We start from the raw sequence: 23,611 nt of genomic DNA, 5'->3' as shown, positions 1-23,611 counted from the left end.
GGTGGCCGTACTTCCTGTTTGCCTTCATGACTTTGCGTTTTTTGCGTCTTCCGCGTTTTTCGCGTTCTACCGCAGTCCGCTCCCAGGCGTTCTCCATGGTTTCCAACGGCCCCGCGCGCGTCGTGCTGGGAGCGGCCTGCGTGGCCGGCGCATTGCTGCTGGCCGGATGCGCCGGGCACAAGGCGTCGCCGTCGCCCGAAGCGATGGCCAAGCAGGCCCGGTTGGACCAGGCGCTGGCGCTGTTTTCCGCCAACGCTGCCGGCGGCCTGCCGGCCGGCTGGGAACCGCTGGCCCTGACGCGCAAGAAGAAGAGCACCGAATACCAATTGATCGAAGAGGCCGGCCGCACCGTGCTGCGCGCCTACGCCGACCAGGCCTCCTCGGGCCTGCGTCACGACGTGAGCATCGACGTCAACAAGAAGCCCTGGCTGTCCTGGAGCTGGAAGACCTCCGCGCTGATCCCGACGGCCGACAACACCCAGCGCGAGACCGAGGATTCCCCGGTGCGCATCGTGCTGGCCTTCGACGGCGACCACGACAAGTTGTCGCTGATGGACACCATCCTGTTCGACACCGCCAAGCTCTTGACCGGCAACGAGCTGCCCTATGCCACGCTGATGTACATCTGGGAAAACAAGGCGCCGGTGGGCACCATCATCGCCAACACCCGCACCGGACGCATCCAGATGATGGTGGCCGAGAGCGGCCCGGCCCAGGTCGGTCAATGGGTGAAGTACCAGCGCAACGTGGCGGAGGATTATGAGAAGGTCTTCGGCGAGAAGCCGGGCCGCCTGATCGGCGTGGGCGTGCTGACCGATACCGACAACACCGCCCAGAAGGTGGAAGCCTGGTACGGCGACATCCGCCTGCTGCGCGAAGCCGACGGCGGAGAATAGGCAGACGGCGCACGCGCGGCGGACGCCCGGAAACAAAAAGGCCTGCCGGTTCGCCCGGCAGGCCTTTTGTCTTTGGCGCGCAGCGGTCGGGCGCTTACACGCCGCGCCACCATGCCGCCACGTGGCCCCAGAAGCCCTTGGGGCCTTCGGTGAACAGCCAGGGCTTCTGCGCCTGCAGGCGGGCGATCATTTCCTGCTCGGCCTTCTCCGAGACGTTGCCGTAGGCGCGTCCCAGGCGCAGCAGGCTGCGCAGCGCGCCCAGCTTCTCGCGCGCCACGGCGCCGGCGGCATGCTCGATGGCGATGTGGGTCTCGCGCAGCTCCTGCACCAGCGCGTGGGCCAGCTGAGATGCCGGGGACTTCAGCTTCTCCTGCACCACGGCGATGCTGGTGGAGGCCGACTTGATCTGCGCGGCCAGCACGTCGATCTGGGTTTCGTCGCCCTTGGCCTGCTTGATGATGGCGGTGGCCCAGGCCTTGGAGGCGGCCACCAGGTCATCGGTGCCCCAGTCGTGGCGAACCGCGATGTGGAAGCCGTAGCTTGAGGCTTGTTCGATCAGGATCGCCACCACGTCCGGGAACTCCTTGTCCATGGCGCGCTTGGCCCAGGCGTATTGGCCGGAGATCATCATGTGATGCACCGCCTCCTCGGTCAGGAAGTGCGGGTTCTCGGAGACCTTGGCCAGCAGGAAGGCATCGAAGGACGGGGCGACGAAGCCGGAGTCGACCTTGGTCGAGAGGCGGACGAAATTCTTGAAATCGCGGTCCAGCGATTCGAATACCTCATCCTTGAGGTTGAGTTTGATCTGTTTCATGGCCTTCCCCGGGCTAGGCTGATGTTGTCGGTCCGGCATCGCTTGTCCGGACCGTGCTTGGTATTTATTCGCGCACCGCGCAAAGTGCGCCGCGAACCAGTGTTATCGGCATCTTTGGGGCCAAACTTTACCATGGGAAATATCGCCGCGGCGCGCATCACGGCAGAGCTTACCGCACCGTGCGGCCGCCGGATATGGCAGCGGCCGGCTCAGTAGGCGCGCAGGCCGAAGCGCCGGCGGGTTTCCTCATCCGGGAACAAGGCGTCGCGGTAGGCCGACCAGGCGGCATCGGCGCGGATCTCGGCGGCGTTCTTGCAGCCTTTGCACAGCCTGGCGTAGACGCCGGCCACTATTTCGGCGATGCCGTTGGGGTCGCTGACGTAGATGTAGCTGCGCTGCAGGCCGTCGCGCGCGGCGCTGCCGGCGTAGATGCTGCGCGTCTTGCGGCTTATGGCGGCGGCCAGCGCCTCGGACAGCGCATCCAGCCGGCGCTGTTCGTCGGCGCCGGGCAGGCCGTCGGCGCCGGCGGCGTAGTCCGTGCCGGTGACCACCACGTAGGGCAGGCCCGACAGCGGGAAGACCCGGCGCAGGCTCATGTCCACCCGCACCGCATAGGGCCGGCCGTCGCGCTCGCTCTGGTAGTTCCACCAGTCGGGATCTTCCTGGGCCTGCGCCGCCATGGCGGCCAGCGACAGCAGCAGGGCCAGCGCGATGCGTTTCATGCGGCGGCCAGCAGCGCCGCCAGGGCCAGCAGCGCCGGCAGGCCTTGCACGTAGAGGATGGAGCGCTTGGCCGTCAGGCCGCCGTAGATGCCGGCCACCAGCACGCACAGCACGAAGAAGAACTGCACCGGGCGTTCGCCGGTGGCCACGCCCCAGAACAGGCCGGCGGCCAGGAAACCGTTGTACAGGCCCTGGTTGGCGGCCAGCACGCGCGAGGCTTCGGCGGCTTCCTTCGACTGACGGAAGGTCTTCAGGCCGATCGGCTTGGTCCACAGGAACATTTCCAGCACCAGGATCCACACGTGTTCGACGGCGATCAGGATGAGCAGGGCGGTGGCGAGCAATTGCAAGGTGTTCTCCTTTTATCATTATCGGCAGGCGCGGCGCTGCACTGCCGCGCGCATCCGCGATCATGCCCGAAAGCGCCCGGCGCGCCAATCGCCGCCGCTGTCGCATCGCCGCCAACGCCGCGCAAGCCGGGCTTGGCAAGCCCGCGCCGCTGCGGCTAGAATGCGGTTCGGGCGCGGCAGGGCGCCCAGTCCCGCGAAAGCCGATGCGCCTGCCGTCTGCACTACATTCCATGTCCGGAACACAGACGTTGAACCTTGATAGTCGTTGCGGGAGACGACGCATGAAAGGAAAACGTAATGTGGTCTACCCGCTTCCCCCACGCCCTCCATATCGCCGAACCCGGTTTCGGCGGCACGCTTGCCAACACCGACTTCCTGCGTCGCTACGCCAAACGGCTGCTGCGCGCCGCCCGCGCCGAACGCAGCAGCGAGGCCTTGCCGATCCTGCGCCGCATCGTCGCCATGCAGGTGACGCCGGAGATCTCGGTGGCCGAGCTGTATCCGCTGCGCGCAAGCCTGCAGTTGAAGCACGTGCTGCACATGCTGGCGCGTGAAATCGGCTTTCCCAACTGGGAGAGCTGCGCGCGCCAGGCCGATGCGCGGCCGCCGGCGTTGCTGGACCGCTATCGTTTCGAGCTGGGCATGTTCCGCGATTTCGAGACCAACTGGTTCGCCGACATGGCGATTGCGCAGGACTGGCAGCGCGAGCATGGCGGCTACCTGATCGCCTACGGCAGCCAGGCGGTGGCGATCCTGGCGCATTGACGGCAATCTCGATGCCCCAATGAAAAACGGCGCCGGATCAGCCGGCGCCGTTTTTCATTTGCGCTGCGCGCCTTACTTCGCCTGCAGGAATTTCTCCGCCAGCCGCACCCAGTAGGTGGCGCCGATGGGCAGCAGGTCGTCGTTGAAGTCGTAGCTGGGGTTGTGCAGGTTGCACGGCCCCAGGCCATGACCGTGGTCGCGGTGGCCGCCGTCGCCGTTGCCGAGGAAGACGTAGCAGCCGGGCTTGTGCTGCAGCATGAAGGCGAAGTCCTCGGCGCCCATGGTCGGCTCGGTGCGGGCGTCGACATGGTCGGCGCCGAACTGCTCGGTGAGCACCTCGACGGCGAAGGCGGTTTCTTTCTCGTGGTTGATCAGCGGCGGGTAGTTGCGGGTGAAGCGGAACTCCACCGTGGCGTCGAAGGCGGCGGCGGTGTGCTCGGCGATCTCGCCCATGCGCCGCTCTATCATGTCCAGCACGCCGGTGCTGAAGGTACGCACGGTGCCTATCATCACCGCCTCGTCGGGGATCACGTTGTTGGCGCTGCCGGTGTGGATCTGCGTGATCGACACCACGGCCGGGTCGTTGGGATTGGTGTTGCGCGAGACGATGGTCTGCCAGCCCTGGGCGATCTGCACCGCGGTCATCACCGGGTCGATCGCCTTGTGCGGCTGCGCCGCGTGCGACCCCTTGCCCTTGACCACCACGCGGAACTCATTGCTGGAGGCCATCTGCGGACCCGGCGTCACGCCGAAGCGGCCGGCCGGGATGCCGGGCCAGTTGTGCATGCCGAACACAGCCTCCATCGGATACTTGTCGAACAGGCCGTCCTGGATCATGCGCTCGGCGCCGCGGCCGCCTTCCTCGGCCGGCTGGAAGATCACGTAGACGGTGCCGTCGAAATTGCGGTGCTGCGACAGGTAATGCGCCGCGCCCAGCAGCATGGCGGTATGGCCGTCGTGGCCGCAGGCGTGCATCTTGCCCTCGTGCTTCGATGCGTGCGGGAAGGTGTTGAGCTCGGGCATGGGCAGCGCGTCCATGTCGGCGCGCAGGCCGATGGCGCGAGGACTGTCGCCGTTCCTGATGATGCCGACCACGCCGGTCACGCCCAGGCCGCGCACCACCGGAATGCCCCATTCGGCCAGCTTGCCGGCCACCACCTCGGAGGTGCGCTGTTCTTCATAGCCCAGTTCGGGATGGGCATGGATGTCGCGGCGGATCTGTTGCAGTTCGGCGTGGAAGCGGACGATGGGATCGATGAGTTTCATGATGGACAAGCCGGCGCTGGGCGGCAGATAAAAAAACGATCTTAACCCGGCGCGGGAGAACGCGCCGGGTTTGCTGCGCGCAGCGCCCGGATCAGGAAGCCAGGCGCTTTACCAGCCGGTACATGAACTCGCGTCCTTCATACAGGCGCGGGATCTCGATGCGCTCGTCCAGGCCGTGCGTGCGCAAGTCCGCCGGGTCGGTGAACAAGCCGGAGACGCCATACATGGGCACGCCGGCATTGCGCGCGAAGCGGCTGTCGGTGGCGCCGGTGCTCATGAAGGGAATCACCGGCACGCCCGGCCACATTTCCTGGGTCAGGTCTTCCACCAGCGACGAGATTTCCGGCGTCATGGGGGACACCGGGCTGCGCGTGGGAGGGGCGATCTGGTGCAGAACGATCTTGTCGTTGCCCAGCACCTGCTTCAACTGGCGTTCGACCTCGGCTGGATCGTCGAAGGGCAGCATGCGGCAGTTGACCGTGGCCTTGGCCGACTGCGGCAGCGCGTTCTCTGCGTGACCGCCGTTGAACATGGTGGCGGTGCAGGTGGTGCGCAGTTGGGCGTTGTAGAGCGGCACGGTCGAGAGGCGATCGGTCACGGCCTGGTCCATGCTGCCATTACCCACCGCGCGCATGTCCTCGGCCTGCTGGCCGCCGGCGAACTGCGCGCTGCGCGCGAAGTAGGTCTTGGTCACGTCGTCCAGCTTGACCGGGAAACGGTAGGCGCCCAACCGCGCCAGCGCGCCGGCCATTGCGTAGATCGGATTGTTGGGCGTGGGCAGCGAGCTGTGGCCGCCGACGTCGCGCAGCTCCAGTTGATAGGAGGTGTACAGCTTCTCGGCCACCTGCACGCGGTGCAGCTTGGGCTTGCCGCCGCGGCCGCCGTACAGTTCGCCGCCGCCGCCTTCGTTGATGCCCAGTTCCGCCTTGAGCAGCTCCGGCTTGTTCCTGAACAGCCACCAGGCGCCGTTGCTCTCGACATCGCCGCGCTCCTCATCGGCGGTCAACGCCAGGATCACATCGCGCTTGGGCGCGAAGCCCTCGCGCTTGAGCTGCGAGAGGATGGAGACGAAGGCCGAGGCCATCGCCTTGTCGTCGATCGAGCCGCGCGCGGTGAAGTAGCCATCGTCTTCCTTGAGCTTGAAGGGATCGGTCTTCCAATCCTCGCGCCTGGCTTCCACCACGTCGATGTGCGCGATCAGCAGGAGCGGCTGCTTGCTGCCGTCGCCTTTCCAGCGCAGCACCAGATTGCCCTTCTTCGGGAAGGGTTCGATGATCTGGATGTCGTCCTGGCGGAAACCGGCCTTGAGCAGTTCGGCCTGCATCGCCTGCGCGGCAACCGTGGTGCTGCCGGCGGAGTGCGTGGTGTTGATCTCGACCAGTTCCTTGTAGATATCGTGGAAGCGTTGCTGTTCGGCCGTGAGTTGCTGGGCCGACGCGCCGGCGCAGAAGGCGAGGGCGGTCAGCGCCGCCATCCGGGTCAGTCGCGAGGGGGAAAAGCGCATGCGGAGTCTCCTTGTGGTCTGCTATTCATGGATGAGCTTGTCGCGACCGTCGATGGGCCGCGCACCCATTTTCCACAAGGAAACGCAGAGGGGCAACCGAAATTGCGCCGCGATGACGGTCATCGCCGCCCGCAATTTTGTTCAATACAGGCCGGCCGACGCCCTCTAGCATGCGCTTCCCGGTGACTGACGCGAGCGAGATGCCTTCCATGTTTTCTTCCGAATTCCTGCTGCTGGCCGGCGCCCACCTGTTGGCGCTGGCCAGCCCCGGACCCGATTTCCTGTTGCTGGTGCGCGGCGCGCTGCGTCATGGTCGGCGTAACGGCATCGGCGCCAGCCTGGGCATTGCGCTGGCCAATGGCTTCTACATTGCATTGGCGCTGTGCGGCTTCAGCCTGTTGCAGCAAAGCCCGTCGTTGCTCATTGCGATGAAGTGGCTGGCCAGCGTGTACCTCGCGTGGCTGGGCTGGATGTTCATCCGCTCCAGCCGCAAGCCGGCCGGCCTGCCCCAGCCCGGCCAGGCGCGCGGCGAAGCGCGCGCCGGTTTTCGCGCGGGCATGGCGGCCGGCTTCCTGTCGGCCGCGCTCAATCCCAAGAACGGCGTGTTCTATTTCGGCTTGTTTACCCTGATGGTCGGCGCGCAGACCGGCCTGGGGGTGAAGCTGCTGTACGGCGCGTGGTTGTTGTTCGCGGTCTTTGCCTGGGATGCCGCGCTGGTGCTGGCCATGTCGCAACAGCGTGTGCGGGCTTGGCTGGGGCGGGGATTGCCGATGGTCGAGCGCGGCGCCGGCCTGTTGCTGATGCTGGCCGCGGTCGGACTGGCGCTGGCGCGGGTCTGAGCGCCGGCGCTCAGGGCTTGCCGTACTGCAGCGGCGTGGCCGCCACGCGCGACTTGAAGGTGCGGTGGAAATGGCTCTGGTCGGCGAAGCCGGTGTCGTAGGCGGCGTCGGCGGCGCTGGCGCCCTGCTGCAGCAGCGCGCGCGCCTGGTTGATCTTCATGTCCAGCTGCAGCGCATGCGGCGTCAGGCCGTAGCGGCGGCGGAACTGGCGGATCAACTGGTAGCGGCCGGTGCCGGCCAACTGCGCCAGGGCGTCGATGGCGATGCGTTCGCGGCAATGCGCGCGCAGGTGTTCGTAGGCCAGGCGCAGGCCGGGCGCTTCCGCATCCTCGTCCCCGTTCACATCTTGCGCCGGCGCGCCGGCTTCGGCGCACAGCAGCATCAGTTCGTGCAGGCAGGCGATGACCTCGGCCTGGAGGTCGGCGTTGCGGTCGCCCTCATCCAGCGCGCGCGTGAGGCGGTCCAGCAGTTGCACCGCCTGCGCCGAGCGGATCACCTGCGAGCGCATGGCCGTCGCCAGCCCGGCGGTGGCCGGCGACTCCGCCAGCAGCGCCTGCAGCCAGGGCAGCTCGATGTGGAACATGCGGTAGCTCCAGCGTTGCAGGTCCTCGGGATTGCAGCAATGCACGTCGCCGGCGCGCACCAGGATCACGTCGCCCGGCGCGATCGGCATGCTGCCGGAGGCCAGCGTGAGCACGCTGCGCCCGGCGTCGACGAGGCCGATCGAGAAGGTCGGGTGCGTGTGCGGCGCGTAGCAGGACAGGCTGCCGGCGGCGCGCCTGCCCTCTAGGAAGGGCAGGGCCGGATGGCGCCAGAAATGCATGGAAGAAGACATGTCGGCGGGTGTTGGAAAGGTCGTTGCAGGGCATTTTAAGATAAAGTACCTGCTTTGCCGCAAGCCTTTGCCGTTCAGGTTTCGCGCGCCCCTTCCTCTTGCCGATTTGCCATGACTGCCACGATTGTTCGCGCCGCCTGCCCCCATGATTGCCCCGATACCTGCGCCTTGCTGGTGACGGTGAAGGACGGGGTGGCCACCGAAGTGCGCGGCGACCCGGACCACCCGCCGACCTCCGGCGTGCTGTGCACCAAGGTGTCGCGCTATACCGAACGCACTTACCACAAGGATCGCCTGCTGCATCCGATGCGCCGCGTCGGCAAGAAGGGCGAGGGCAAGTTCGAGCGCATCGGCTGGGACGAGGCCATCGCCGAGATCGCGCAGCGCCTGTCGTCGATCGCCCTGCGCGACCCGCAGGCCATCCTGCCCTACAGCTATGCCGGCACCATGGGCATGGTGCAGGGGGAGTCGATGGCGGGGCGCTTCTTCAACCGCCTGGGCGCGTCGCAGTTGGAGCGCACCATCTGCTCCTCGGCCGGCAGCGCCGGCTACCGCTACACCGTGGGCGCGCGCATCGGCACCGACCTGGAGCAAGTCAACGGCGCCAGGCTGATCCTGATCTGGGGCGGCAACCCGATCGCCTCCAACCTGCATTTCTGGACCCGCGTGCAGGCCGCCAAGCGCAACGGCGCCAAGCTGATCGCCATCGATCCCTACCGTTCGCTGACGGCCGAGAAGTGCCACCAGCACATCGCGCTGTTGCCTGGCACCGACGCCGCGCTGGCGCTGGGCCTGATGCACGTGCTGGTGGCCGAGGACCTGCTGGACCACGACTACATCGCGCGCCACACGCTGGGCTTCGAGCAGCTCAAGCAACGCCTGGCCGAGTGGACGCCGCAGCGCACCGCCGAGGTTTGCGGCATCGGCGTGGAGGAGGTCGTCGGGCTGGCGCGCGAATACGGCCGCACGGCGCTGGCCGGCGAGGGCGCGATGATCCGCGCCAACTACGGTCTCCAGCGCGTGCGCGGCGGCGGCATGGCGGCGCGCAACGTGGCGTGCCTGCCGGCGCTGGTGGGCGCCTGGCGCCACGCCGCGGGCGGCATCCAGATGTCGACCTCGGACAGCTTCCCCAAGGACAACGCCGCGCTCGGCCGTCCGGACCTGGCCGCGCGCCATGGCGCGCCGGCCCGCATCATCAACATGAGCACCATCGGCGACGACCTGTTGAAGCCCGCCTCTGCCGAGTTCGGGCCCAAGGTGGAGGCGGTGATCGTCTACAACGCCAACCCGGTCGCGGTGGCGCCGGAGTCGGCCAAGGTGGTCGAGGGCTTCGCGCGCGAGGATCTCTACACCGTGGTGCTGGAACACTTCCTGACCGACACCGCCGATTACGCCGACATCGTGCTGCCTGCCACCACCCAGCTGGAGCACGTCGACGTGCACGCCACCTACGGCCACATCTACATGATGGCCAACAACGCCGCCATCGCGCCGTTGGGCGAGTCCAAGCCGAACACCGAGATCTTCCGCCTGCTGGCCGCGGCCATGGGTTTCGACGAGGACTGCTTCCGCGACAGCGACGACGACATCGCCGCCGTCGCCTTCCGCCGCGACCATCCGCGCAGCGAAGGCTACAGCTGGGATGCCTTGAAGGAGCGCGGCTGGCAGCGCCTGAACATGCCGGCGGCGCCGTTCGCCGAGGGTGGTTTCGCTACGCCCTCGGGCAAGTGCGAGTTCTATTCCGAACAGATGAAGGCGGCCGGGTTGGACCCGCTGCCGGCCTACATCGCGCCGTATGAATCGGTGGCCAGCAATCCGCAGCTGGGCGCGAAGTACCCGCTGGCGATGATCTCGCCGCCGGCGCGCAACTTCCTCAACTCGTCCTTCGTCAACGTGCAGAGCCTGCGCGACACCGAGGGCGAGCCGCACCTGGACATGCATCCGGACGACGCCGTCGCGCGCGGCATCGCCGCCGAAGACATGGTGCGCATCTTCAACGACCGCGGCAGCATGCAGGCGCGCGTGCGCGTGACCGACAAGGCGCGTCCCGGCCTGGTGGTGGGTTTGTCGATCTGGTGGAAGAAGTTCGCCGCCGACGGCAAGAACGCCAACGAAGTCACCAGCCAGCGCCTGACCGACATGGGCAACGCGCCGACCTTCTACGACGTGCTGGTCGAGGTCGAGAAATTGGCCAACGAGGCGCCCGGGCATGCGAGCCGCGTAGCCGCAGCCGCGCTCTGACGCGGCGCGCCTGAACCGCGTGGGCGGCGGCGCTGTCTCATCCAGCATGCCCATCCTGAGGGAGCCGTCGAGGCGATGCATCCACAATCGTCATCCCCGCTGTCGTTGCTGAGCTGCCGCGCCATTGCGTGCGCGGCGCTGGCCGTCGCCGCCGCGGCGATGGGCGGCTGCTCGTCCGTCTCCTACTATGCCCAGGCCGCGCACGGCCAGTTCTCGCTGCTGGCGCAAGCCAGGCCGCTGGACGACTGGATCGGCGACCCGGCCGCCAAGCCGGCCCTGAAGGCCAAGCTGGAAACGGTGCGCGAGATCCGCCGCTTCGCCGTCGCCGAACTGGGCCTGCCCGACAACGGCAGCTACAAGACCTATGCCCAGCTCGACCGTCCCTATGTGCTGTGGAACGTGGTGGCCGCGCCCGAGCTGTCGCTCAAGGCGCACCAATGGTGCTTCCCGGTGGCCGGCTGCGTCGACTACCGCGGCTATTACAGCCAGCAGGCGGCGCAGCAATACGGCGAGCAGCTGCAGCGCCAGGGCTATGACGTGCAGGTGGTCGGCGTGCCTGCCTACTCCACGCTGGGATGGTTCAACGATCCGGTAATCTCCACCTTCATCAACTATCCGGACGGCGAGCTGGCGCGCCTGATCTTCCATGAGCTGGCGCACCAGACCGTCTACGCCCGCGACGACACGCCGTTCAACGAAGGCTTCGCGGTAGCGGTGGAAGAGATCGGCGTGCGGCGCTGGCTGAGCGCGCGCCATGACGACGCGATGATCGAGGCCTACCGCCGCTTCGACGCGCGCAAGCAGGATTTCCTGGCGCTGCTGGACACCTACCGCGACAAACTGGAAGCGAACTACGACAGCGACGCCGGCGATGCCGACAAGCGCGCCCGCAAGCAGGAGATCTTCGACCAGATGCGCGCCGACTACGCCAGGCTCAAGGCCGAGCGCTGGAACGGCTATGCCGGCTACGACCGCTGGTTCGCCATGCCGCTGTCCAATGCCCACCTGGCGCTGGTGGGGGCCTATCACGACCTTGTGCCGGCCTTCAAGGAACTGTTCGCGCGCAGCGACGGCTTCCCCGACTTCTACGCCCGGGTCAGGCAGCTGGCGCAGATGGACAAGGCGGCGCGCCACGCGGCGCTGGGCGATCCGCTGCCCGACGCCGGACCCAAGGGGCGCGGCAAGGACCGCAAGGCGGAACGCGCGCCGCTGTGAGCGGCGCGAGGGATGTTTCCGGGAAGTATCGTCCCGGTGCCCAAGCCCGGTAGGCGGGGGTATGATGCACGCGGGACAGGCTTTTGCCGGAATGGCAAGCCGCGCCAAATACGAGCCGCATCGGGACTGCCGGATTTTTACGCGGCGACCCGTTTAAAAAGCTTGCCCAAGCGGCCAATGCTGGATAGCATCTGCACTAAATAAAAAAACACTCGTGCTTTTTTTTGCTGTGCGCGCCAGGTAGTCAATCCAATCGACGCTCAGCCCAGCGCAAGTTTTGACCGGAGACAGAGGTGAACAATATGGAAAAATTCTGGCTTGAATCGTATCCCGCCGGCGTGCCTGCCGACATCGATCCCAACCGCTACGAGTCGCTGGTGCAGATGATCGACGAGGCCTTCGTCAAGTATGCCGAGCGCAATGCCTACGTCTGCATGGGCAAGTACCTGACCTATGCCGAGCTGGACCGCAAGTCGCGCGCGCTGGGCGCCTGGCTGCAGGGCCTGGGCCTGAAGAAGGGGGCGCGCGTGGCGATCATGATGCCCAACGTGCTGCAATACCCGATCGCCATCGCCGCCATCCTGCGCGCCGGCTACACCGTGGTCAACGTCAATCCGCTGTACACCGCGCGCGAGCTGGAGCACCAGCTCAAGGACTCGGGCGCCGAGGCCATCTTCGTGCTGGAGAATTTCGCCTGCACGCTGCAGAAGGTGGTGGCCCGCACCGACGTCAAGCACATCGTGGTGGCCAGCATGGGCGAGCTGCTGGGAACCGTGAAGGGCGCCATCGTCAACATGGTGGTGCGCCACGTCAAGAAGCTGGTGCCGGCCTGGTCGCTGCCCAATGCGCTGAGCTTCGGCAGCGTGCTCTCGCAATCCCAAGGCAAGCCGTTGCAGCCGGTCAAGCTGGGCCATGACGACATCGCCTTCCTGCAATACACCGGCGGCACCACCGGCGTGGCCAAGGGCGCCGTTCTGACCCAGCGCAACCTGGTGGCCAACGTGCTGCAGGCCGAGGAGTGGCTCAATCCCGCGCTCAAGTCGGGCGGCCACGTCGACCAGCTGGTGTTCGTCTGCGCGCTGCCGCTGTACCACATCTTCGCGCTGACGGTGTGCAACATGCTGGGCACGCGCGAGGGCGCGCTGAACCTGTTGATTCCCAATCCGCGCGACATTCCCGGTTTCGTCAAGGAGCTGGCCAAGTACAAGGTCAACACCTTCCCGGCGGTCAATACGCTCTACAACGCGCTGCTCAACAACGCCGAATTCGCCAAGCTGGATTTCTCCGGCTACCGCTGCTGCGTGGGCGGCGGCATGGCGGTGCAAAAGAGCGTGGCCGACAAGTGGAAGAAGCTGACCGGCTGTCCCATCATCGAGGGCTACGGCCTGTCGGAAACCTCGCCCATCGCCAGCGCCAACCCCTGCACCATCGAGGAGTACACCGGCACCATCGGCCTGCCGTTCCCCTCCACCGAGTTCGCCATCCTGGACGATGACGGCAATCCGGTGCCGCTGGGCCAGCCGGGCGAGATCGCCATCCGCGGCCCGCAGGTGATGGCTGGTTACTGGCAGCGCCCGGACGAGACCGCCAAGGTCATGACCGCCGACGGTTTCTTCAAGACCGGCGATATCGGCGTGATGGACGAGCGCGGCTACACCAAGATCGTCGACCGCAAGAAGGACATGATCCTGGTGTCCGGCTTCAACGTCTATCCGAACGAGGTCGAAGGCGTGCTGGCGCAGCACCCGGGCGTGCTCGAATCCGCCTGCGTCGGCGTGCCGGACGAGCATACCGGCGAGGCGGTGAAGCTGTTCGTGGTGCGCAAGGACAAGTCGCTGACCGTCGAGCAGCTGATGGCCTATTGCAAGGAACAGTTCACCGGCTACAAGAAGCCGAAGTACATCGAGTTCCGCGACGAGCTGCCCAAGACCAACGTCGGCAAGATCCTGCGCCGCGAGTTGCGCGACGAGCAGAAGACGCCGCAGGCAGAGAAGAAGGCCGCCTGATACCGGATCGGGGCTTCAGAAGAAACGCCGCCGCGGAGTGATCCGCGGCGGCGTTTTTTTTCTTTGAGAGTATTGTTGATGTACGTTCAACGACACTGGGTCCCGGCCTGCGCCGGGACGACCGGGAGGTAGACACTTGAACCTCCATCCGGCTCGACCATCTCCATCTTGTCGTCCCGGCGCAGGCCGGGATCCAGCGTCGTTCGTCGCATCCTCAGGCAGCTTGAGCAGCTTGAGCAGCCTCGCAAGCCCGCAACGCATCGATGAACGCGCGCGCATTGGCGCCGACTTCCTGCGCGCTCATGCCGGGTTTGTACAGCGCCGACCCCAGCCCGAAGGCGGTGGCGCCGGCCTGCATGAAGACCTTGAGGCTGTCGGGCGCGATCCCGCCTACCGGCGCCAGCACCACGCTGGACGGCACCACCGCGCGCCAGGCCTTGACCACGGCCGGGCCCAGCTGTTCGGCCGGGAACATCTTGAGGATGTCGGCGCCGGCGGCCAGGGCGGCGAAGGCCTCGGTCACGGTGGCCACGCCCGGCGCGCTGGCCAGGCCGGCATCGGTGGCGGCGCGGATCACCGTCGGATCGCTGTGCGGCATCACGATCAACTGGCCGCCGGCGTCGGCCACCTGCTGCACCTGGGCCGGCGACATTACCGTGCCGGCGCCGACCACGCAGTCGGCGGGCAGCGCGCCGCGCAGGATGCGGATGCTCTCCAGCGGTTCGGGCGAATTGAGCGGCACCTCGATGACACGGAAGCCCGCATCGTAGATGGCGCGGCCCACCGCTTCCACTTCGTCGGGGCGGACCCCGCGCAGGATGGCGATGAGCCGGCACTTCTTCATGGCGTCTTTCAACATGGGATCTCCTTGTCTGCTTGAGTCGTTCAGGCGGCCAGGCCGGCCTGTACGGCGATCTTCCATAACCCGCGCTCGGTGGCCTGGGCGCTGATGACGGCGTTTGTGTAGCCGTGCCAGGCCAGCGTTTCGCGATAGCGTTCGCACAGCTTGCCGTCGCCGATCAGGACGATGCGCGGATCGGCGGCCAGCCCGGCGGCTGCGCGCGCGGCGCGCAGGGCGGCGATCTCGTGGCCGATCAGCAGGCCGGAGAGGTAGTCCGCCTGGGCCGCGCCGTCGAGCGCGCCGGTCAGGCCCAGCGTGCGGGCGCTGAAAATGGTCGAGAGCACGCCGTTGACGCCGGCCTCGCCCGGCGCCACGCGCGCGCCGCGCTCGAAGGCGGCGGCGTCGAAGGACGCGCCGCGTTCCATGGTGCGTCCCAGGATGGTGTGGCCGGAGAGCGCGGCATATGCCTCCCCGGTCATGAAGGTGTCGAAATGGCTGAAGCGCTCGCCGTCGATGCGCACCCACTTCGAGTGCGAGCCCGGCAGGCCGATCAGCAGTTCGCCGGCGGCGCCGTCCTGCAGCGCGCCGACGACCTGCGTCTCCTCGCCGCGCATCACGTTGGGCAGCTCGCCGCGTTCGATCAGGCCGGGCACGATGTGCAGCACGGCGCCGCCGCGGGTGGCCACCGGGGTCAGGCCGGCGCCGATGTCGGCTACGCGCAGCGGCACCTCCAGGTAGGCCGCCTCGCGCCAGCCCTGGGCGCTGCCGACCATGCCGGCGGCCAGTACCGGCGTTTGCGGCGCCTCGTCCAGCCAGTCGCCGCAGGCTTCATGGAAGGCTTGCTCGAAACCGGCCTTGGCGCCGGCGGCCGAGGCCTCCACCACCGGCAGGTTCATGATGCCCCAGGGCAGCGCGCGGCGATCCAGCACCGCGCCGCCGTCGCCCAGGCGATAGGCGCGCAACGAGGAAGTCCCCCAGTCCAGCGCGATCAGTTTGGTAGCGTGGGCCATCGCCGGCGCCGCTCAGTTGGGCACCGGCGTGATCACCGGGCGGCCGGCGAAGTGCGCCTGCAGGTTATTGAAGGCGAGGTCGGCCATCGCCGTGCGCGTGACCAGCGTGCCGCTGGCCATGTGCGGCGTGAGCACCACGTTGTCCAATGCGGCCAGCTCGGCCGGGATGTTGGGTTCGTTCTCGAAGACGTCCAGGCCGGCGCCGGCGATCTTGCCTTCCTTCAGGGCGCGGATCAGCGCGGCCTCGTCGACCACCGAACCGCGCGCCACATTGATCAGGAAGCCCTTCGGGCCGAGCGCCTCCAGCACCTCGGCATTGACCAGCGCGCGCGTGCCGGCGCCGCCCGGGGTGATCATCACCAGGAAGTCGACCGCTGCCGCCAGCGACTTGATGTCGCCCACGTAGGTGTAGGGGACGTCCTTCCTGGAGCGGTTGTGGTAGGAGATGTCCATGTCGAAGGCGGCGGCGCGTCGGGCGATGGCTTCGCCGATGCGGCCCAGGCCGACGATGCCCAGCTTCGCGCCGCTGACCTTGGTGGTGAACGGGAAGGGGCCGTTCTTCCACTCGCCGGTACGGGCAAAGCGGTCGGCGCGCACCACGTTGCGGGCGGCGGCCAGCATCAGCGCGATCGCCATGTCGGCGACGTCGTCGGTCAGCACGTCGGGCGTGTGCGTGACGTGGATGCCGCGCTCCCGCGCGGCCGGCACGTCCACGCCGTCATAGCCGACGCCGAACACCGAGACGATCTCCAGCGCCGGGAAGCGCGCGATGAACTCGCGCGTCACCTTGGCCTCGCCGTTGGCGGCGATGCCGCGCACGGTGGGCGCGATCTCCATGAGCTTGTCGTCGGACAGGCCGTCGAGCAGGTTGTGGCAGGTGAAGTTCTCGTGCAGCAGCTGCATCAGGTGCTGCGGCAGGCGGGCGACGATCAGGACGGCGGGGCGGGCGGCTTGGTTCATGGTCGGGACATCGGTGACGGTGGAGGAAGGTGCTAACGATACGGACAAAGCGCGGCGCGCGGGCTGAATTCTTTTCAACGTCGCCGCCGCGCCGGCATGCGCGGCAGGCGGCTCAGACCGACTTCCAGCCGCCGCCCAGATCCTGCAGGCTGTTGAGTTCGGCGACGTCGTCGTCCGGCCCCAGCGGCGGCAGGGCGCGCGGCTTGCGGTTCTCGTCGGTGGCGACGTAGGTCAGCGTGGCGTCGGTCACCTTGACGATCTCGGTCTGCAACCGGTTGCGTTCGGCATAGACCTCGACGTTGACGGTGATGGAGGTATTGCCGACCTTGACGATGTCGGCATAGAAGGACAGCAGGTCGCCGACGAACACCGGGTTCTTGAACAGGAAAGAATTGACGGCGATGGTGGCCACGCGGCCGTTGGCGCGGCGGGTGGCCGGCAGCGAGCCGGCGATGTCGACCTGGGCCATGATCCAGCCGCCGAAGACGTCGCCGTAGACGTTGGCGTCCGACGGCATGGGCATGACGCGCAGCTGCGGCGCGCGGCCGGCGGGCAATTGGGTGCGGGGTGTGGTGGTCATGCGCGCTTCTCCCTGTAAAAGCATGAAGTCCTGGGGACTCTTATAATTCCGGCTTTGCCCGACTGCTGACGCCGGGCGCTCCGATGGGCGCCGGGTTGTCAATCAGGCATATAAGCCGCCGATGATCGCTGCTCTCGCGTTTGCCGCGAAAGCGCCTAGTTTATATCGGATGCGTTGCCCTGTTGCAGTCGCCTTGCGGCCTCGTCCGGCATGCCGGCGATCCGCCCATTTTCCAGTTCATCCATGCGCCGCTACCCGAACACTTCCACCGCCGCCCAGGCTCCAGCAACCCCGCGCCGCCAGGGCGACTGGGCCGTGGTCAAGACCTTGCTGCCCTACCTGTGGACCTACAAGTGGCGCGTGATGCTGGCGCTGGGTTTCCTGGTCGGCGCCAAGCTGGCCAACGTCGGCGTGCCGCTGGTGCTGAAGAAGCTGGTGGACCAGATGACGGTGACGCCCCAGCATCCGCAGGCGCTGCTGGTGCTGCCGCTGGGGTTGCTGGCGGCCTACGGCGCGCTGCGCCTGGCCACCGCGGTCTTCACCGAACTGCGCGAGCTGATGTTCGCGCGGGTGACCCAGCGCGCGGTGCGCACCATTGCGCTGCAGGTGTTCCGCCACCTGCATGCGCTGTCGCTGCGTTTCCACCTGAACCGCCAGACCGGCGGCATGACGCGCGACATCGAGCGCGGCACGCGCGGGGTGTCGACGCTGGTGTCCTATACGCTGTTCTCGATCCTGCCCACCATCATCGAGATCGCGCTGGTGCTGGTCTACCTGTTACTGCATTACGACATCTGGTTCTCCGTCATCACCGGCGGCGCGCTGGGGCTGTACATCGTCTTCACCATCACCGTGACCGAGTGGCGCACGCACTTCCGGCGCACGATGAACGACCTCGACTCGCGCGCCAACACGCGCGCCATCGATTCACTGCTCAACTACGAGACGGTCAAGTATTTCGGCAACGAGGACTTCGAGGCGCGCCGTTACGATGATGGCCTGCAGCGCTACGAGAAGGCCGCGGTCAAGTCGCAGACCTCGCTCTCGCTGCTCAACACCGGGCAGTCGGCCATCATCGCCGTCGCGGTCACGCTGATCCTGTGGCGCGCCACCGCCGGCGTGATCGACGGCAGCATGACGCTGGGCGACATGGTGCTGGTCAACGCCTTCATGATCCAGCTCTACATCCCGCTCAACTTCCTCGGGGTGCTGTACCGCGAGATCAAGCAGAGCATGGCCGACATGGAACGCCTGTTCTCGCTGCTCGACGAAAACCGCGAAGTGGCCGACGGCGAGGGCGCGCTGCCGCTGCAGACGCAGGGCGCGGAACTGCGCTTCGATCATGTCGATTTCAGCTACGAGGCCAAGCGCCAGATCCTGTTCGACGTCGATTTCACCGTGGCGCCCGGCACTACGACGGCGGTGGTCGGGCACAGCGGCTCGGGCAAGTCGACGCTGTCGCGGCTGCTCTATCGCTTCTACGACGTCGACCGCGGCGCCATCCGCATCGACGGCCAGGACCTGCGCAATGTCAGCCAGGCCTCGCTGCGCCAGGCCATCGGCATCGTGCCGCAGGACACCGTGCTGTTCAACGACACCATCGAATACAACATCGCCTACGGCAAGCCCGGCGCCAGTCGCGAGCAAATCGTGGCGGCCGCGCGCGCAGCCTATATCCACGACTTCATCGAGTCGCTGCCGGACGGCTACGGCACCATGGTCGGCGAGCGCGGCCTGAAGCTGTCGGGCGGCGAGAAGCAGCGCGTGGCGATCGCGCGCACGCTGCTGAAGGATCCGGCCATCCTGATCTTCGACGAAGCCACCTCGGCGCTGGATTCGCGCGCCGAGCACGCGATCCAGCAGCAGCTCGCCGAGATCGCGAAGGAGCGCACCACGCTGGTCATCGCGCACCGCCTCTCGACCATCGTCGACGCCCACCAGATCCTGGTGCTGGACCGCGGCAGCATCGTCGAGCGCGGCACCCATGCGGGGCTGCTGCTGGCCGATGGCCTGTATGCCCAGATGTGGCTGCGCCAGCAGGCCGGCGCCGACGACGAAGACGGCTCGCCGCTGCCCGTCCCGGCCGAAGGCGAGGCCGCGCCGGCCCCGGGCGCCGAACCCACCGTGATGATGCCGGCCGACAGCCGCTAGGCCGGCGCCGCCGTTGCGGCTTGCGCGTGGACGGCGGCGGCCTCACAATTCGCCCATCGCGGGCATTCGCGCATCTCTGCGCGGCCCCATACAAGAACCTGAAGTGGGCGGGCAATGGAAAGCAAATGGCTTGAAGATTTCATCTCCCTGGCGGAAACCCGCAGTTTCAGCCGTTCCGCCGAGCTGCGCCATGTGACGCAACCGGCCTTTTCGCGGCGCATCCAGTCGCTGGAGGCCTGGCTGGGCGCCGACCTGATCGACCGCACGTCCTACCCGACCCGCCTGACCGCCGCCGGCGAAGTGTTCTACGAGCAGGCGGTGGCGATGCTCGGGCAGATCAGCAACACCCGCGCGCTGCTGCGCGGCAAGCGGCCCACGGCCCAGACCACCATCGATTTTGCGGTGCCGCATACGCTCTCGCTGACCTACATGCCCAAGTGGCTCAGTTCGCTGGAGTCCGGCTTCGGCTCGATCAATACGCGCCTGATCGCCCTGAACGTGCACGACGCCGTGATGACCATCGTCGAAGGCGGCTGCGACCTGCTGCTGTGCTACCACCATCCGCGCCAGCCGGTGCAGCTCGACACCAGCCGCTACGACATGCTGACCATGGGCACCGAGACGCTGCGCCCGTATTCGCGCTGCGACCGCAACGGCAAGCCCGACTACCTGTTCCCCGGCAGCTCGAAGGCGCCGGTGCCGTTCCTCTCCTACACCAGCAACGCCTACCTGGGGCGCATGGTGGAGCTCATGATGTCGGACGTGAAGCGCCCGCTGCACCTGATGAAGCATTACGAGACCGACATGTCGGAGAGCCTGAAGATGATGGCGCTGGAGGGGCACGGCGTGGCCTTCCTGCCGGAATCATCGGTGGTGCGGGAAGTGCGCAACCGCCAGTTGGCGCGTACCGACGGCCCGGCCGGCGAGTGGGAAGTCGAGATGGAGATCCGCCTCTACCGCGAGCGCCCCACCGCGCAGCGCGCCGGCAAGGCGCTGGTGGCGCGCCTGTGGGAGTACCTGGCGGAGATGGAGGGCGCGCGCGGCGAGCGCCAGAAGGGGACGCCGGCGGCAGCGCCCAAGGGCGGCCGGAGCGCCGGAAAGCGCGAATCCTGAGGCGCGGATCGGCCGGAATGCGGCCAACATAAAGGCTTCTGGATGGTTATGCGGCAGATGCATAGTTGCATGCTCACAAAGCATTAGCCTTGCATTGTCCGGCTGGCTACGATGGCGGCGCTGATTCGGACGGGGGATATTCCATACGCTCTCCCACTGCATGATCGCAGGCGCAGCATGCCGCGCCGCCGCATGGCGACGCCTTGGGTCGCGCGCCTTGAGCCAGGGGCAAGTCGGAGTAAGATGCCCGGCGAAGATCGTTTTTTTGCAGCGTCATGTCCTGAACAGCACGGCAAACAAAAGGAGCGATTGCATCATGTCGAACGTACCTAACCACGAAGTGCCTTCCTATCTCGCCCCGCACGGCATCGGTCCGTGGGGCGTCTACCTTGAGCAGATCGACCGCGTCACGCCCTACCTGGGCTCGCTGGCGCGCTGGGTCGAGACCCTCAAGCGCCCCAAGCGCATCCTGGTGGTCGACGTGCCCATCGAGCGCGACGACGGCACCATCGCCCACTTCGAGGGCTATCGCGTCCAGCACAACACCTCGCGCGGCCCCGGCAAGGGCGGCGTGCGCTTCCACCAGGACGTGACGCTGTCCGAAGTGATGGCGCTGTCGGCCTGGATGACGGTCAAGAACGCGGCGGTGAACGTGCCCTACGGCGGCGCCAAGGGCGGCATCCGCGTCGACCCGAAGACGCTGTCGCGCGGCGAGCTGCAGCGCGTCACGCGCCGCTACACCAGCGAAATCGGCATCATCATCGGCCCCAACAAGGACATCCCCGCGCCCGACGTCAACACCGATTCGCAGATCATGGCCTGGATGATGGACACCTACTCCATGAACCAGGGCAGCACGTCCTCGGGCGTGGTCACCGGCAAGCCGATCTCGCTGGGCGGCAGCCTGGGACGCCATGAAGCGACCGGCCGCGGCGTGTTCGTGGTGGGCTGCGAAGCGGCCGCCAAGCGCAACCTGGATCTCAAGGACGCCAAGGTCGCGGTGCAGGGCTTCGGCAACGTCGGCGGCATCGCCGCGCGCCTGTTCGCCGAAGCCGGCGCCAAGGTGGTGGCGGTGCAGGATCATGTGACCACCGTCTTCAATGCCGGCGGCCTGGATATCGTCGCGCTGCAGACCTACGTCGCGCAGAACGGCAGCGTGAAGGGTTACGCCGGCGCCGACGAGATCAGCGACCGCGCCCAATTCTGGTCGGTGGACTGCGACATTCTGGTGCCTGCCGCACTGGAACAGCAGATCACCGAAGCCAACGCCGGCAACATCAAGGCCAAGATCATCCTGGAAGGCGCCAACGGCCCGACCACGCCGGCGGCCGACGACATCCTGCGCGACAAGGGCGTGCTGATCGTGCCCGACGTGATCGCCAACGCCGGCGGCGTGACGGTGAGCTATTTCGAATGGGTGCAGGACTTCTCCAGCTTCTTCTGGACCGAGGACGAGATCAACCTGCGCCTGACCCGCATCATGCGCGAGGCGTTCACCGCGGTCTGGCAACTGGCAGACGAGAAGAAGGTGTCGCTGCGCACGGCGGCCTTCATCGTGGCGTGCACCCGCGTGCTGCAGGCGCGCGAAATGAGAGGTTTGTACCCGTAATCGGGCTTTGTTCGTAGCATCGGCAGCCAAGGCGGCATCATAAGATCGTCGGCGGCAGCAAAAGGTGGCCAGGGAGGAGACACGTGGTACATGTGCGTAGGCGCAGCCGCGGCCGTTGGGCCGACGTGCGCGCAGGTTCGCTGATCGCGGCGCCGGCATCGTCATGCCATGCGCCGGCGTCGGCGTGCGCGGGCAACATGCGGGCCGGGATGCGTCGCATCCGCGCCATGATGGACGCGTTCGCCGGCCATCGATTCTCCTCTCCCTTCGTTTTCACCACCTTCCCCCATTGCAGCTGCTGCGCGCACGTCGACGCGCAGGCTCGCGTGCGCCTGCCGCCATGCGCGGCCCGCGCGCGATGCGGCGGCCCGGCGGCTGGTTTTCGCGCCCTTGCGACAGGGCCGCGATGTGGTGTTTCTGGCATGGATATTGCTGGCGTAATGCGGGAATACTTGCCGATGCAAACGGTTGCATTGGGAGTACCCTGAGAGGCGGCGCGGTGCCGCGAAAGCATGACCGGGGCCGTTGCGGCCTCATGTAAGATGGGACGGATCGAGCGCCGGGGAGCCGGAGCCGCGGCGCGGCCGGCGGCGCGGAAGGTCGCCGAACAAGGCAAGGATGCATGCACTGCGGTAACGGGAAGGCATATGTCGTACAATGCCGCCGCCGCGAGTTGCACATGAGGGATTCATCGCAGCGCTCCGGGCAGCCGCCGTTATTTGGCGGCGGCCGGTGCGCGCGGATGAAGCGAAAGCCTGCGAAGATATGGCTTTTACAATAAAAAAGAGGCATGGCAACAGGACCGGCAAGCCTTGTCCGATGGACTGCTCAGGCTGTTTTTGGGATAGGGCTTTTGGTACACTACGTAAAATTTTTCCAGGAGGTCACACAATGAAGTTATTGAAGCTAGCAGGGGTGTTGGTCGGTGCAAGCGTTCTGATGGGCTCGGTTCACGCCGAAGAATTCAGCGGCCGTCTGAAGAAGATCAAGGACTCCGGCACCCTGACGCTGGGCGTGCGCGATTCGTCGATTCCGTTCTCGTATCTGGATGACAAGCAGTCCTACCAGGGCTACTCGATCGACCTGTGCCTGAAGGCCGCGACCGCGATCCAGAAGAAGCTGGGCCTGACGTCGCTGAACATCAAGATGGTTCCGGTGACCTCGGCCACCCGCATCCCCCTGATCGCCAACGGCACCACCGACATTTCCTGCGACTCCGCGACCAACAACAAGGAACGCTGGAACCAGGTGGCCTTCTCGGTGACCGAATTCGTGACCGCCAACCGCTTCCTGTCGAAGAAGTCGGCCAACCTGAAGACCCTGGACGACCTGAAGGGCAAGACCATCGTGTCGACCTCGGGCACTTCCAACCTGAAGCAGATCACTTCGCTGAACTCCGAGCGCAACCTGGGCATGAACATCCTGGCTGCCAAGGACCACGCCGAAGCGTTCCTGATGGTGGAAACCGGCCGTGCAGCCGCTTTCGTGATGGACGACATCCTGCTGTCCTCGCTGGCCGCCAACTCCAAGGCTCCTGGCGACTACCAGGTGTCGGCCGAGGCGCTGTCGGTTGAGCCGTACGGCCTGATCCTGCCGAAGGGAGACGACGCGTTCAAGAAGGTTGTCGACGACGCGCTGATCGTGGTCTACAAGGGCGACGACATCAAGAAGATCTACGGCAAGTGGTTCCAGGCTCCGATTCCTCCCAAGGGCGTCAACCTGAACGTGCCGATGAGCCCGCAACTGAGCGCCGTGATGGCCAAGCCGACCGATTCCCCGGAACCGGGTGCTTACGCCGCCGTGCCGGAAGCCCAGAAGAACCAGGGCAAGAAGAAGTAATCGGTAGATTGCCTGGTGCAATATGACGAAACGGGGGCCTGTCCCCCGTTTTGTT

General features: G+C 66.7%; 20 protein-coding genes. 10 read left to right on the top strand and 10 right to left on the bottom strand.

Annotation, left to right across the window (positions count from 1 at the left end):
* Positions 1–95 precede the first annotated feature (95 nt).
* On the top strand, positions 96–896 hold the full coding sequence (locus Herbaro_RS18160) for a DUF3047 domain-containing protein (RefSeq protein WP_275011015.1): 801 nt from the start codon (positions 96–98) through the stop codon (positions 894–896).
* 94 nt (positions 897–990) lie between these two features.
* Here Herbaro_RS18160 and Herbaro_RS18155 read toward each other — a convergent pair whose 3' ends face one another.
* The 3 genes from Herbaro_RS18155 to Herbaro_RS18145 form a co-directional block, all read right to left on the bottom strand.
* A complete protein-coding gene (locus Herbaro_RS18155; protein WP_275011014.1) occupies positions 991–1,710 on the bottom strand; it encodes a DUF4088 family protein in 720 nt (239 codons plus the stop codon).
* Positions 1,711–1,919: 209 nt separating this feature from the next.
* Positions 1,920–2,432: a DUF695 domain-containing protein gene (locus Herbaro_RS18150; RefSeq protein WP_275011013.1), complete on the bottom strand. Its 513-nt coding sequence runs from the start codon at positions 2,430–2,432 to the stop codon at positions 1,920–1,922.
* Complete coding sequence (locus Herbaro_RS18145) at positions 2,429–2,782, bottom strand: DUF1304 domain-containing protein (protein ID WP_275011012.1); 354 nt, start codon at positions 2,780–2,782, stop codon at positions 2,429–2,431. Before Herbaro_RS18145 ends, Herbaro_RS18150 begins: the two co-directional genes overlap by 4 nt.
* A gap of 297 nt (positions 2,783–3,079) precedes the next feature.
* Here Herbaro_RS18145 and Herbaro_RS18140 point away from each other — a divergent pair, with 297 nt between their 5' ends.
* The gene (locus Herbaro_RS18140; RefSeq protein WP_275011011.1) at positions 3,080–3,547 is read left to right on the top strand and encodes a hypothetical protein; all 468 of its coding nucleotides are present in this window, start codon (positions 3,080–3,082) and stop codon (positions 3,545–3,547) included.
* 72 nt (positions 3,548–3,619) lie between these two features.
* Here the strand turns inward: Herbaro_RS18140 and Herbaro_RS18135 are convergent, their stop codons facing one another.
* The gene (locus Herbaro_RS18135) at positions 3,620–4,813 is read right to left on the bottom strand and encodes a M20 aminoacylase family protein (RefSeq protein ID WP_275011010.1); all 1,194 of its coding nucleotides are present in this window, start codon (positions 4,811–4,813) and stop codon (positions 3,620–3,622) included.
* 91 nt (positions 4,814–4,904) lie between these two features.
* A complete protein-coding gene (locus tag Herbaro_RS18130; protein ID WP_446719280.1) occupies positions 4,905–6,317 on the bottom strand; it encodes a M20/M25/M40 family metallo-hydrolase in 1,413 nt (470 codons plus the stop codon).
* Between the two features lie 209 nt (positions 6,318–6,526).
* On the opposite strand from Herbaro_RS18130, the gene Herbaro_RS18125 reads away from it, so the two are divergent.
* Positions 6,527–7,156: a LysE family translocator gene (locus tag Herbaro_RS18125; protein WP_275011009.1), complete on the top strand. Its 630-nt coding sequence runs from the start codon at positions 6,527–6,529 to the stop codon at positions 7,154–7,156.
* A gap of 10 nt (positions 7,157–7,166) precedes the next feature.
* Here Herbaro_RS18125 and Herbaro_RS18120 read toward each other — a convergent pair whose 3' ends face one another.
* The gene (locus tag Herbaro_RS18120) at positions 7,167–7,991 is read right to left on the bottom strand and encodes an AraC family transcriptional regulator (protein WP_275011008.1); all 825 of its coding nucleotides are present in this window, start codon (positions 7,989–7,991) and stop codon (positions 7,167–7,169) included.
* Between the two features lie 111 nt (positions 7,992–8,102).
* On the opposite strand from Herbaro_RS18120, the gene Herbaro_RS18115 reads away from it, so the two are divergent.
* The 3 genes from Herbaro_RS18115 to Herbaro_RS18105 all read left to right on the top strand — a co-directional run bounded on the left by Herbaro_RS18115 (position 8,103) and on the right by Herbaro_RS18105 (position 13,453).
* The gene (locus Herbaro_RS18115) at positions 8,103–10,232 is read left to right on the top strand and encodes a molybdopterin-containing oxidoreductase family protein (protein WP_275011007.1); all 2,130 of its coding nucleotides are present in this window, start codon (positions 8,103–8,105) and stop codon (positions 10,230–10,232) included.
* Between the two features lie 159 nt (positions 10,233–10,391).
* Positions 10,392–11,447: an aminopeptidase gene (locus tag Herbaro_RS18110; RefSeq protein ID WP_275014052.1), complete on the top strand. Its 1,056-nt coding sequence runs from the start codon at positions 10,392–10,394 to the stop codon at positions 11,445–11,447.
* 302 nt (positions 11,448–11,749) lie between these two features.
* A complete protein-coding gene (locus Herbaro_RS18105; RefSeq protein WP_275014051.1) occupies positions 11,750–13,453 on the top strand; it encodes a long-chain fatty acid--CoA ligase in 1,704 nt (567 codons plus the stop codon).
* A gap of 214 nt (positions 13,454–13,667) precedes the next feature.
* On the opposite strand, the gene Herbaro_RS18100 is transcribed toward Herbaro_RS18105, so the two are convergent.
* From Herbaro_RS18100 to Herbaro_RS18085, 4 genes are all read right to left on the bottom strand, one after another.
* Positions 13,668–14,312 (bottom strand): 2-dehydro-3-deoxy-6-phosphogalactonate aldolase, encoded by a 645-nt coding sequence (locus tag Herbaro_RS18100; RefSeq protein ID WP_275011006.1) that lies wholly within the window; start codon positions 14,310–14,312, stop codon positions 13,668–13,670.
* Between the two features lie 26 nt (positions 14,313–14,338).
* On the bottom strand, positions 14,339–15,304 hold the full coding sequence (locus tag Herbaro_RS18095; RefSeq protein ID WP_275011005.1) for a 2-dehydro-3-deoxygalactonokinase: 966 nt from the start codon (positions 15,302–15,304) through the stop codon (positions 14,339–14,341).
* A 12-nt stretch (positions 15,305–15,316) separates the two neighbouring features.
* Positions 15,317–16,264, bottom strand: a complete 948-nt coding sequence (locus tag Herbaro_RS18090; protein WP_275011004.1) for a 2-hydroxyacid dehydrogenase — start codon at positions 16,262–16,264, stop codon at positions 15,317–15,319.
* Positions 16,265–16,376: 112 nt separating this feature from the next.
* A complete protein-coding gene (locus Herbaro_RS18085; protein WP_275011003.1) occupies positions 16,377–16,844 on the bottom strand; it encodes an acyl-CoA thioesterase in 468 nt (155 codons plus the stop codon).
* A 243-nt stretch (positions 16,845–17,087) separates the two neighbouring features.
* On the opposite strand from Herbaro_RS18085, the gene Herbaro_RS18080 reads away from it, so the two are divergent.
* The 4 genes from Herbaro_RS18080 to Herbaro_RS18065 all read left to right on the top strand — a co-directional run bounded on the left by Herbaro_RS18080 (position 17,088) and on the right by Herbaro_RS18065 (position 23,556).
* The gene (locus tag Herbaro_RS18080) at positions 17,088–18,995 is read left to right on the top strand and encodes an ABCB family ABC transporter ATP-binding protein/permease (protein ID WP_275011002.1); all 1,908 of its coding nucleotides are present in this window, start codon (positions 17,088–17,090) and stop codon (positions 18,993–18,995) included.
* 114 nt (positions 18,996–19,109) lie between these two features.
* Positions 19,110–20,108: a LysR family transcriptional regulator gene (locus Herbaro_RS18075; RefSeq protein WP_275011001.1), complete on the top strand. Its 999-nt coding sequence runs from the start codon at positions 19,110–19,112 to the stop codon at positions 20,106–20,108.
* A 316-nt stretch (positions 20,109–20,424) separates the two neighbouring features.
* Positions 20,425–21,717, top strand: coding sequence for a Glu/Leu/Phe/Val family dehydrogenase (locus Herbaro_RS18070; protein ID WP_275011000.1), 1,293 nt, complete (start codon positions 20,425–20,427; stop codon positions 21,715–21,717).
* A gap of 891 nt (positions 21,718–22,608) precedes the next feature.
* Positions 22,609–23,556, top strand: coding sequence for an amino acid ABC transporter substrate-binding protein (locus tag Herbaro_RS18065; RefSeq protein WP_275010999.1), 948 nt, complete (start codon positions 22,609–22,611; stop codon positions 23,554–23,556).
* Positions 23,557–23,611: the final 55 nt, after the last annotated feature.

This window comes from Herbaspirillum sp. WKF16 (assembly GCF_028993615.1).
GTDB lineage: Bacteria > Pseudomonadota > Gammaproteobacteria > Burkholderiales > Burkholderiaceae_D > Herbaspirillum.
Note: the sequence above shows the minus strand (reverse complement) of the source record. Positions and strands in the feature narration are given on the sequence as shown.